Genomic DNA, 6,682 nt, shown 5'->3' on the forward strand with positions numbered 1-6,682 from the left:
CCCCGCTGCCATGACCGACACCGGAGCCGCCGTGATCTCGCTGAGACCGGCCCAGTTTCCCGACGACCTTCAGACCGTTCGCCAACTCTTCCTGGAGTACCAGGCCGGGTTGGGCATCGATCTGTGCTTCCAGGGCTTTGAAGCCGAGCTCGCCGAGCTGCCCGGTGCTTACGCCCCACCCGTCGGCACGCTGCTGCTGGCCTGCATCGACGGTGAGCCCGCCGGTTGCTGCGCCATGCGACCGCTCTACAACACCGACCACCTCAACGCCTGCGAAATGAAGCGCCTGTTCGTGCGCCCGGCTTTTCGCGGCTTCGGCCTGGGCCGCCTTCTGGTGGAGCGCGTGATGTCGGACGGCCAGTTGGCCGGCTACACCACCATGCTGCTCGATACCCTGAGCGACATGGAAACAGCCCGTGCGCTGTACCAGGAAGTGGGTTTTGTCGAGGTCGCGCCGTACTACCACAACCCCATTCCGGGCGCGCACTACCTCAAGGTCGATCTTTGACTGGGCGCGGGCGCCCACAAAAAAGCCGCCTGGTGGTGACACCGGCGGCTTTTTTCATGCGCGGCGAACTCAAGCTTTGGCTTGGGCCAGCAAGGTGTTGGCGTCGCTCACCTCGAACTTGCCGGGGCCTTCGACGTTCAGCGACTGCACCACGCCGTCCTTGACCAGCATCGAATAGCGGTTGCTGCGCAGGCCCATGCCGCGAGCGGTCAGGTCCAGGGTCAGGCCGGTGGCCTTGGCGAAGTCGGCGCTGCCGTCGGCCAGCATGCGCACCTTGTCGCCGGTCTTCTGGTCGCGCGCCCAGGCGCCCATCACGAAAGCGTCGTTCACGCTCAGGCACCAGATCTCGTCGACGCCCGCGGCCTTGAAATCGGCGGCGTGCTGGACAAAACCCGGCACGTGCTTGGCGGAGCAGGTCGGCGTGAACGCGCCCGGCAGCGCGAACACGGCGATCGTCTTGCCGGCCGAAGCCTTCTGCACATCCACCGGGTTCGGGCCGATGTTGCAGCCATTGCCTTCGACTTCGCTGTATTCCATCAGCGTGGTCGCCGGAATCTTGTCACCCACCTTGATCATGTCGTGCTCCTCGTTGTGTGGCCCGCAGGCCGTGGCTGGAAGGCCCGTTCATATCGGGCCCGGAAAAAGAAAAAGCGACCGGATTGTCGGTCGCTTTTTCGATCTGCGCTGCAAGCAACGCAATGGGGCTCAGACCAGCGCGGCCTTTTGCACCAGGCGCGTCGCGACCCAGTTCTTGGTCTTGGACAGCGGACGGCTTTCGGTGATCTCGATCACGTCGCCCATCTTGTACTCGCTCTTTTCGTCGTGAGCGTGGTACTTGCTGGACTTCGCCACGATCTTGTCATAGAGCTCGTGCTTCACACGGCGCTCCACCAACACCGTCACGGTCTTGGCACGCTTGTCGCTGACCACCTTGCCAACCAAGGTGCGCTTGAGGGATGTTTTAGCTTCCGTCATGGTCACTCCTTATTTGGCAGCGGCGTCGGCGCGCTGCTTCTCGGCCAGGATGGTCTTGGCGCGAGCGATCGCACGGCGGGTGTCACCCAGCGTGGCGTTGTTGTTGAGTTGTTGTGTGGCTTTTTGCATGCGCAGGCCGAAATGGGCCTTTTGCAGAGACTTCACTTCGGCTTCGAGGCCGGCCACATCCTTTTGGCGCAGTTCAGCAGTTTTCATCTTGTGTTCTCCTGAATCACTGACCCAACATGCGCGTCACGAACGTGGTGCGCAACGGAAGCTTGGCGGCCGCCAGCGTGAATGCCTCGCGGGCCAGCTGTTCGGGCACGCCCACGATTTCGTAGAGCACCTTGCCAGGCTGGATCTCGGCCACGTAGTACTCCACCGAACCCTTGCCGTTGCCCATACGGACTTCGGCAGGCTTCTGGGAGATCGGCTTGTCCGGGAACACGCGGATCCAGATGCGGCCGCCACGCTTCACGTGACGGGAGATCGCACGGCGTGCGGCCTCGATCTGGCGAGCCGTCAGACGACCGCGGTCGGTCGACTTCAGGCCGAAGTCGCCGAACGCGACGGTGGCGCCACTGGTAGCGACGCCGGTATTGCGGCCTTTTTGTTCTTTACGGAACTTGCGGCGAGCAGGTTGCAACATGGTTATTCTCCTTTGCCGTCCGCAGCTGCAGATGCGGGCGCGGCGTCTTTGCGAACGCGCTTAACGGCGGGTTTGTCGGTGCCCTCGGTGGCAACGGCAGGCTTGTCGCTGCCATCGGCCGGAGCGGCATTGGCGCCAGGGCGGCGGACCGCTGCGCGGGCAGGAGGACCTGCCGGACGCTCGCGGCGCGGGCCACGCGGACGACGCTCTTCTTCCACACGCGGTTCGGCCACCACGGGCGCATCGTTGCGGCCCAGGGTGTCGCCCTTGTAGACCCAGACCTTGACACCGATGATGCCGTAGGTGGTCTTGGCTTCGGACGTGCCGTAGTCGATGTCGGCGCGCAGGGTGTGAAGCGGCACGCGACCTTCGCGGTACCACTCGCAACGGGCAATTTCGATGCCGTTGAGACGACCCGACGACATGATCTTGATGCCTTGTGCGCCCAGACGCATGGCGTTCTGCATCGCGCGCTTCATGGCGCGGCGGAACATGATGCGCTTCTCGAGCTGCTGCGTGATGCTGTCGGCGATCAGCTTGGCATCGATTTCGGGCTTGCGCACTTCTTCGATGTTGACCGCGACCGGCACGCCCAGCTTGGCGGCCAGTTCCTTCTTCAGCTTCTCGATGTCCTCGCCCTTCTTGCCGATCACCACGCCCGGACGTGCCGAGTGGATGGTGATGCGGGCGTTCTTGGCGGGGCGCTCGATCACGATGCGCGAGACGGCAGCGTTCTTCAGCTTGCCCTTGAGGTACTCGCGAACCTTGATGTCTTCGGCCAGCATGCCGGCGAAATCACGGTTGCTCGCGTACCAGCGGCTGGCCCAGTTGCGGGAAACGGCGAGGCGGAACCCGGTGGGGTTGATTTTCTGTCCCATATTCCTGTGACCTCTTCAGTTGCCAACCGTCACGTAGATGTGACACGTGGGTTTGCTGATGCGGTTGCCGCGGCCTTTGGCGCGGGCCGAGAAGCGCTTGAGCGTGGTGCCTTGCTCGACGTAGATGGTCTTGACCTTCAGTTCGTCGATGTCGGCGCCGTCGTTGTGTTCAGCGTTGGCGATGGCGGACTCAAGAGCCTTCTTGACGATGCCAGCGGCCTTCTTCTGCGTGAACGCCAGGATGTTGAGAGCCTGGTCGACCTTCTTGCCACGAATCAGGTCGGCAACCAGTCGGCCTTTGTCGACCGAGAGGCGAACGCCTCGAACGATAGAGCGGGTTTCCATGGTTAGTCCTTACTTCTTCGCTTTTTTGTCGGCCGGGTGGCCCTTGAACGTGCGCGTCAGCGAAAACTCGCCGAGCTTGTGTCCCACCATCTGATCGGTGATGTACACGGGCACGTGCTGCTTGCCGTTGTGCACGGCGATGGTCAGGCCGATGAAATCGGGCAGGATCATCGAGCGGCGCGACCAGGTCTTGACGGGCTTTTTGTCCTTGGTGGCTTGGGCTTTTTCAACCTTGGCCAGCAGGTGATGGTCGACAAACGGACCTTTTTTGAGTGAGCGAGTCATGTTGTCAACCCTTTACTTCTTGCGACGCGAGACGATCATCGACTGCGTGCGGCGGTTGTTGCGGGTGCGATAACCCTTGGTCAGGTTGCCCCACGGATCCACCGGAGCGCGGCCTTCGCCGGTCTTGCCTTCACCACCACCGTGCGGGTGGTCGATCGGGTTCATCGCGGTACCGCGAACGGTCGGACGGATGCCCATGTGACGCTTCACACCGGCCTTGCCCAACTGGCGCAGGCTGTGTTCCTGGTTGGACACTTCGCCGATGGTGGCGCGGCAGTCCACGTGGACCTTGCGCACTTCACCGGAGCGCATGCGCACCTGGGCGTAGATGCCTTCGCGGGCCAGCAGCACAGCAGAGGCACCGGCGGAACGGGCGATTTGCGCGCCCTTGCCGACCTGCAGCTCGATGCAGTGGATGGTCGAACCGACCGGGATGTTGCGGATCGGCAGGGTGTTGCCCACGCGGATCGGCGACTCCGAGCCGGACAGCAGGGTCGCGCCCACTTCAACGCCACGGGGGGCGATGATGTAGCGGCGTTCGCCGTCGGCGTAGCACAGCAGCGCGATGTGCGCCGTGCGGTTCGGGTCGTACTCGATGCGCTCGACCTTGGCCGGGATGCCGTCCTTGTTGCGACGGAAATCGACCACGCGGTAGTGGTGCTTGTGACCACCGCCCTTGTGGCGGGTGGTGATGTGACCGTTGTTGTTGCGGCCGGCCTTCTGGAACTGGGGTTCCAGCAGGGGAGCAAAACCCGCACCCTTGTGCAGTTGGTCACGCGTGACCTTCACCATGCCGCGACGGCCTGGCGAAGTCGGTTTCATCTTGATGACTGCCATGATTAAACGCCCTCTCCGCCGAAGTTCAGCTCTTGACCCGGCATCAGCGTCACATAGGCCTTGCGAACGTGGTCGCGACGACCGACGGTCTTGCCAAAGCGCTTGGACTTGCCCTTCTGGTTGAGCACGGAAACGCCCTTGACCTGGACCTTGAACATCAGTTCAACAGCCGCCTTGATCTCGGGCTTGGAGGCATCGCGCAACACCTTGAACATCACGGCGTTGGTTTGCTCGGCAACCTGGGTGGCCTTCTCGGACACGATCGGTGCCACGAGGACCTGCATCAGGCGACCTTCGTCGTATTTCGTGACGCTCATGCGAACATCTCCTTGAGCTGGTCGATCGCCGCCTTGGTGACGATGACCTTCTTGTAATGCACCAGCGACAGCGGATCGGCGTAACGCGGCTCGACCACCAGCACGTTGGGCAGGTTGCGCGAAGCCAGGTACAGGTTTTCGTCGACTTCCTCGGCGATCACCAGGACCGATTGCAGGTTCATCGCTTTGAACTTGTCGGCCAGCTGCTTGGTCTTGGGCGAGTCCACCTTGATGGAGTCGACCACGGCCAGACGGCCTTCACGCACGAGCTGCGAGAAGATGGAGGCCATGCCGGCGCGGTACATCTTCTTGTTGAGCTTCTGGGTGAAGTTTTCGTCCGGGCTGTTCGGGAAGATGCGACCGCCCCCACGCCACAGGGGCGAGGACGTCATACCAGCGCGAGCACGGCCGGTGCCCTTCTGCTTGAACGGCTTCTTGGTCGAGTGCTTGACCATCTGGCGGTCTTTTTGCGCACGCGTACCTTGACGGGCGTTGGCCTGATAAGCCACCACGAGCTGGTGGATCAGGGCTTCGTTGTAGTCACGACCAAACACGGTCTCGGGCACGTCCACATTGGACGAGGCTTGACCCTGGTCGTTCAGGAGTTCAACTTGCATCAGTTAGCTCCCTTGGCCACTTTGGCCTTGATGGCGGGGCGCACGGTCACGAAACCGCCGTTGGAGCCGGGAACGGCGCCGCGGATCATGATCAGCTGACGGGCTTCGTCGACGCGCACGATATCGAGGTTCTGGATGGTCTTGGTCACATCGCCCATGTGCCCGGTCATCTTCTTGCCGGGGAACACGCGACCCGGATCCTGGGCCATGGAGATGGAGCCCGGCACGTTGTGCGAACGGCTGTTGCCGTGCGACGCGCGCTGCGAGCTGAAGTTGTGGCGCTTGATGGTACCGGCGAAGCCTTTACCGATCGAGGTGCCTTGCACGTCCACTTTCTGACCCGCTGCGAAGATCGCATTGGCAGCGACCACGGCACCCGGTGCGTACTGGGCAGCGACGTCGGAGGCGACGCGGAATTCCTGGATGATTTCACCCGCTTCGACACCGGCCTTGGCCAGGTGGCCCGCTTCGGGCTTGGTCACGCGGGAGGCACGGCGGGCACCGAAGGTGACTTGCAGTGCATCGTAGCCGTCGTTGGCCAGGGTTTTGACTTGCGTCACACGGTTGTTCGACACATCGACCACCGTGACAGGCACTGCGTCCCCGTCATCGGTGAACAGACGCATCATGCCCACCTTGCGACCCAACAACCCGAGGGAGTTGCTAAGACTCATTGTTTTCTCCGTTCCCGACTTCAATTGGCCGGGGCTGATGGTGCGGAACTGGAGTTCCACTCTAAGGACCGCCTGATCCAGGATCATGCGGCGCCACGAAATCTCCGGCCAGAAGCCGGAAAGCCCGCCAGTATAACCGGCGGGCTTTTTCTGTGCAAGCGCCGCCGGGCGATTGCCCGGTAGCGCCTGAACGAAAGGCCTTACTGCAGCTTGATTTCGACGTCCACGCCAGCCGGCAGGTCGAGCTTCATCAGGGCGTCAACCGTCTTGTCGGTCGGGTCCACGATGTCCATCAGGCGCTGGTGGGTGCGGATCTCGAGCTGATCGCGGCTGGTCTTGTTGACGTGCGGCGAACGCAGGATGTCGAAACGCTTCATGCGGGTCGGCAGGGGCACCGGGCCCTTGACGATCGCGCCGGTGCGCTTGGCGGTGTCAACGATCTCGGCGGCCGAGCTGTCGATGAGCTTGTAGTCGAATGCCTTGAGGCGGATGCGGATTTTCTGCTTGGTCGACATGTCCACTCCTTACGCGATGATCTTGGCGACGACGCCGGCGCCGACGGTGCGGCCACCTTCGCGGATGGCGAAGCGCAGGCCT

At 62.6% G+C, this 6,682-nt stretch carries 14 protein-coding genes; 1 reads left to right on the forward strand and 13 read right to left on the reverse strand.

Translation table 11 applies throughout. The features are described from left to right. The first annotated feature begins 10 nt into the window (after positions 1-10). Positions 11-508 (forward strand): GNAT family N-acetyltransferase, encoded by a 498-nt coding sequence (locus AC07ZS_RS29400; protein ID WP_494801978.1) that lies wholly within the window; start codon positions 11-13, stop codon positions 506-508. Positions 509-577: 69 nt separating this feature from the next. On the opposite strand, the gene AC07ZS_RS29405 is transcribed toward AC07ZS_RS29400, so the two are convergent. The 13 genes from AC07ZS_RS29405 to AC07ZS_RS29465 form a co-directional block, all read right to left on the reverse strand. Further along, positions 578-1,084: a peroxiredoxin gene (locus AC07ZS_RS29405; protein WP_494801976.1), complete on the reverse strand. Its 507-nt coding sequence runs from the start codon at positions 1,082-1,084 to the stop codon at positions 578-580. A gap of 129 nt (positions 1,085-1,213) precedes the next feature. After that, positions 1,214-1,483: a 30S ribosomal protein S17 gene (gene rpsQ / locus AC07ZS_RS29410; protein ID WP_297398871.1), complete on the reverse strand. Its 270-nt coding sequence runs from the start codon at positions 1,481-1,483 to the stop codon at positions 1,214-1,216. A gap of 9 nt (positions 1,484-1,492) precedes the next feature. Continuing rightward, a complete protein-coding gene (rpmC, locus tag AC07ZS_RS29415) occupies positions 1,493-1,699 on the reverse strand; it encodes a 50S ribosomal protein L29 (RefSeq protein WP_304850767.1) in 207 nt (68 codons plus the stop codon). Between the two features lie 16 nt (positions 1,700-1,715). Beyond that, the gene (gene rplP, locus AC07ZS_RS29420) at positions 1,716-2,132 is read right to left on the reverse strand and encodes a 50S ribosomal protein L16 (RefSeq protein ID WP_066089098.1); all 417 of its coding nucleotides are present in this window, start codon (positions 2,130-2,132) and stop codon (positions 1,716-1,718) included. Between the two features lie 2 nt (positions 2,133-2,134). Continuing rightward, positions 2,135-3,010: a 30S ribosomal protein S3 gene (rpsC, locus tag AC07ZS_RS29425; protein ID WP_494801977.1), complete on the reverse strand. Its 876-nt coding sequence runs from the start codon at positions 3,008-3,010 to the stop codon at positions 2,135-2,137. A gap of 15 nt (positions 3,011-3,025) precedes the next feature. Further along, positions 3,026-3,355, reverse strand: a complete 330-nt coding sequence (rplV, locus tag AC07ZS_RS29430) for a 50S ribosomal protein L22 (protein WP_137918325.1) — start codon at positions 3,353-3,355, stop codon at positions 3,026-3,028. A 9-nt stretch (positions 3,356-3,364) separates the two neighbouring features. Next, complete coding sequence (gene rpsS, locus AC07ZS_RS29435) at positions 3,365-3,640, reverse strand: 30S ribosomal protein S19 (RefSeq protein ID WP_204735724.1); 276 nt, start codon at positions 3,638-3,640, stop codon at positions 3,365-3,367. Between the two features lie 12 nt (positions 3,641-3,652). Next, complete coding sequence (rplB, locus tag AC07ZS_RS29440) at positions 3,653-4,477, reverse strand: 50S ribosomal protein L2 (protein WP_291114567.1); 825 nt, start codon at positions 4,475-4,477, stop codon at positions 3,653-3,655. 2 nt (positions 4,478-4,479) lie between these two features. Continuing rightward, a complete protein-coding gene (rplW, locus tag AC07ZS_RS29445) occupies positions 4,480-4,794 on the reverse strand; it encodes a 50S ribosomal protein L23 (protein WP_068174618.1) in 315 nt (104 codons plus the stop codon). Further along, complete coding sequence (gene rplD, locus AC07ZS_RS29450; protein ID WP_297652708.1) at positions 4,791-5,411, reverse strand: 50S ribosomal protein L4; 621 nt, start codon at positions 5,409-5,411, stop codon at positions 4,791-4,793. The genes rplW and rplD overlap by 4 nt, the downstream gene beginning before the upstream one ends. After that, entirely contained in the window at positions 5,411-6,085 is a 675-nt protein-coding gene (gene rplC / locus AC07ZS_RS29455; RefSeq protein ID WP_494801979.1) for a 50S ribosomal protein L3, read from the reverse strand. Before rplC ends, rplD begins: the two co-directional genes overlap by 1 nt. 200 nt (positions 6,086-6,285) lie before the next feature. After that, a complete protein-coding gene (rpsJ, locus tag AC07ZS_RS29460; RefSeq protein ID WP_056266806.1) occupies positions 6,286-6,600 on the reverse strand; it encodes a 30S ribosomal protein S10 in 315 nt (104 codons plus the stop codon). A gap of 9 nt (positions 6,601-6,609) precedes the next feature. Continuing rightward, the coding region (locus AC07ZS_RS29465) for an EF-Tu C-terminal domain-related protein (protein WP_202932829.1) at positions 6,610-6,682 on the reverse strand (73 nt) is incomplete at its 5' end.

Source organism: Hydrogenophaga sp. GW456-12-10-14-TSB4, assembly GCF_059424305.1.

Excerpts from the sequence above, each read along its gene's own strand:
- rpsC (WP_494801977.1), bottom strand. The coding sequence starts at position 3,010 with ATGGGACAGAAAATCAACCCCACCGGGTTCCGCCTCGCCGTTTCCCGC.
- AC07ZS_RS29405 (WP_494801976.1), bottom strand. The coding sequence starts at position 1,084 with ATGATCAAGGTGGGTGACAAGATTCCGGCGACCACGCTGATGGAATAC.
- rplD (WP_297652708.1), bottom strand. The coding sequence starts at position 5,411 with ATGCAAGTTGAACTCCTGAACGACCAGGGTCAAGCCTCGTCCAATGTG.
- AC07ZS_RS29400 (WP_494801978.1), top strand. The coding sequence starts at position 11 with ATGACCGACACCGGAGCCGCCGTGATCTCGCTGAGACCGGCCCAGTTT.
- rpsS (WP_204735724.1), bottom strand. The coding sequence starts at position 3,640 with ATGACTCGCTCACTCAAAAAAGGTCCGTTTGTCGACCATCACCTGCTG.
- rplW (WP_068174618.1), bottom strand. The coding sequence starts at position 4,794 with ATGAGCGTCACGAAATACGACGAAGGTCGCCTGATGCAGGTCCTCGTG.
- rplP (WP_066089098.1), bottom strand. The coding sequence starts at position 2,132 with ATGTTGCAACCTGCTCGCCGCAAGTTCCGTAAAGAACAAAAAGGCCGC.
- rpsJ (WP_056266806.1), bottom strand. The coding sequence starts at position 6,600 with ATGTCGACCAAGCAGAAAATCCGCATCCGCCTCAAGGCATTCGACTAC.
- rpmC (WP_304850767.1), bottom strand. The coding sequence starts at position 1,699 with ATGAAAACTGCTGAACTGCGCCAAAAGGATGTGGCCGGCCTCGAAGCC.
- rplC (WP_494801979.1), bottom strand. The coding sequence starts at position 6,085 with ATGAGTCTTAGCAACTCCCTCGGGTTGTTGGGTCGCAAGGTGGGCATG.
- rplB (WP_291114567.1), bottom strand. The coding sequence starts at position 4,477 with ATGGCAGTCATCAAGATGAAACCGACTTCGCCAGGCCGTCGCGGCATG.
- rplV (WP_137918325.1), bottom strand. The coding sequence starts at position 3,355 with ATGGAAACCCGCTCTATCGTTCGAGGCGTTCGCCTCTCGGTCGACAAA.
- rpsQ (WP_297398871.1), bottom strand. The coding sequence starts at position 1,483 with ATGACGGAAGCTAAAACATCCCTCAAGCGCACCTTGGTTGGCAAGGTG.